Origin of the sequence: Lactobacillus delbrueckii subsp. delbrueckii DSM 20074 = JCM 1012 (assembly GCF_001433875.1) — a bacterium.
Classification (GTDB): domain Bacteria; phylum Bacillota; class Bacilli; order Lactobacillales; family Lactobacillaceae; genus Lactobacillus; species Lactobacillus delbrueckii.
The window spans coordinates 1-622 of sequence record NZ_AZCR01000127.1; the positions used below are offsets into that span (position 1 = coordinate 1).

Sequence of the window (622 nt, forward strand, 5' to 3'; positions counted from 1 at the left end):
TCAAGACCTTGCGGGTTTACGACAAAAATAAGGTCTTCGATTGCCTGGGCACCCTCAAGGATTATGAAAAAAGGTATCCAAACTTGGTCCCAGCTGACCGGCAAAGCTTGATAAACCTGGATGCAGTGCAAAATTACGATAAAAAAAGGGCATCGCCTATTTTGATCAAGGCATTGCCCATTCCGTCGCCGGCGGTCTGTCATGTTGAAACTGAATGCAACAAAAAATGACCTTGCTTAAACAAGGTCATTTTCTTTATATATGCTGACTAGAGGATTCGAACCTCCGACCCCTTCATTACTAGTGAAGTGCTCTGCCAACTGAGCTAAGTCAGCGACTCTTGTGCCTTAACACAGTTATTAATTAAACCATAAAATCGTGTCCTTGACAAGAGCTTTCGCGAAAAAAGTTGATTTTTTAGGCAGACAACTACTGAAACAGCTTAAAAAGGAGCTCGCCGATCCCAAAATTGCTGATTTCATGCCCCGTGCAAAGACTGCTGAGACTGCTTGCCGGCGTGATCTCTTTACGGGACAGTCGCTTAGCTTTTCTTTCAACCATTTTTTCAAAATCCAAAATTACATTGTCCATGCTTCTGACTAAAGGCCAAGCCGAAGTTCCC

At 43.4% G+C, this 622-nt stretch carries 1 protein-coding gene, 1 tRNA gene and 1 pseudogene; 1 reads left to right on the plus strand and 2 read right to left on the minus strand.

The features are described from left to right. Positions 1-240 (plus strand): annotated as a pseudogene (locus tag FD23_RS08780) (autolysis-associated response regulator transcription factor); the annotation flags it as partial. Positions 241-262: 22 nt separating this feature from the next. Here the strand turns inward: FD23_RS08780 and FD23_RS08785 are convergent. Then, a tRNA-Thr gene (locus tag FD23_RS08785) sits at positions 263-335 on the minus strand. Positions 336-429: 94 nt separating this feature from the next. Next, positions 430-622: hypothetical protein (locus FD23_RS10840; RefSeq protein ID WP_236743912.1), on the minus strand; the 193-nt coding region annotated here is incomplete at its 5' end.